The organism is Cupriavidus sp. R6-3 (assembly GCF_059772245.1).
The window spans coordinates 1-1,267 of sequence record NZ_JCBAJO010000451.1 but is presented as its reverse complement, the minus strand read 5'-3'; the positions used below and the strand labels follow the sequence as shown (position 1 = coordinate 1,267).

Annotated in this window: 1 protein-coding gene and 1 pseudogene; both read right to left on the bottom strand. The window is 71.2% G+C overall.

Annotated elements, in window-relative coordinates:
• Positions 1 to 909 (bottom strand): AAA family ATPase, encoded by a 909-nt coding sequence (locus AC6EI8_RS26580; RefSeq protein ID WP_226108545.1) that lies wholly within the window; start codon positions 907 to 909, stop codon positions 1 to 3.
• Between the two features lie 168 nt (positions 910 to 1,077).
• Positions 1,078 to 1,267, bottom strand: a pseudogene (locus AC6EI8_RS26575) (hypothetical protein); the annotation flags it as partial.

Here is a 1,267-nt window from a genome sequence, read left to right as displayed (position 1 = left end):
TCAGCGCTCCCCGGCCGGCTCCGTCGGCGTGCCGGCCAGCAGTTCGGCTACCGTCGGCCCGTCGACGCGCGCGAGATCGTCCTGGTACTTGAGCAGGACCCCGAGCGTGTCGCGCACCGAATCGGGATCCAGCTCGGTCACGCCGAGCGCCGCCAGCGCGCGGCACCAGTCGATCGCCTCGGCGATGCCGGGCGCCTTGAACAGATCGATGCCGCGCAGGCGGTGCACGAAGTCGATCGCCTGTGTCTGCAAGGCGGCCGCGGCCTCTGGTGCGCGGGCGGCGACGATGTCGAGCTCGCGCTGGCGCTCGGGATAGCCGATCCAGCGATAGAGGCAGCGGCGCTTGAGCGCGTCGTGCACCTCGCGCGTGCGGTTCGACGTGATCACGATCAGCGGCGGGCGTTGCGCGGCGATGCGGCCGATCTCCGGGATCGACACCTGGTATTCGGACAGCACCTCGAGCAGGAAGGCCTCGAACGGTTCGTCGGCGCGGTCGATCTCGTCGATCAGCAGCACGCGCGGCACCGCAGGAGCGGCCGGGTCGGGCAGCAGCGCCTCCAGCAGCGGGCGCTTGAGCAGGAATTCGTCGCGGTACAGCGATTGCGCCTCGGGCCGCTCGCCGCGCGCCTCGGCCAGCCGCAGCGCCATGATCTGGCGCGGATAGTCCCATTCGTACAGCGCGCTGGCGGCGTCGAGCCCTTCGTAGCACTGCAGGCGCAACAGCCTGGTGCCGAGGCCCGCGGCGATCGCCTGCGCCAGCGCGGTCTTGCCGACGCCGGGTTCGCCTTCCAGGAACAGCGGGCGCTGCATCTTCAGCGCGAGGAACAGCACGGTCGCGGTCTCGCGGTCGGCGAAATATTGCTCGCGCTGGAGCAGCGTCAGGGTCTGGTCGATGGAATCGGGCAGCATGAAGGCGAGGTCGGGCGATGGCTGGCGATGGCTATGGCTGGCAGGCGGGCGGCGCGCTGATAAACGAAATCAGGTTCGCAGGGGGAAAGACTGCGGCGGGACGGCGGACCGGCGAGCCGCTGTCCTTCACGGCCCGCCGCGCCGCTTCACGTCCCGCCCCGCCCCGCTTCAGGGCGATGGCGTGGACGACTGCGAGGAGGCCTGCATGGACGATTGCCCCAGCGCCTGCTCGACCGCCCGCGCCGCCAGCACCGGAATCAGATGCGCCCGGTACTCGGCGGACCCGTGCAGGTCGTCGTTCAGGCCCTCGGTCGGGATCGTCACCGCGCGCGCGGCCGCCGCGCTGAAGTCGGCCGAC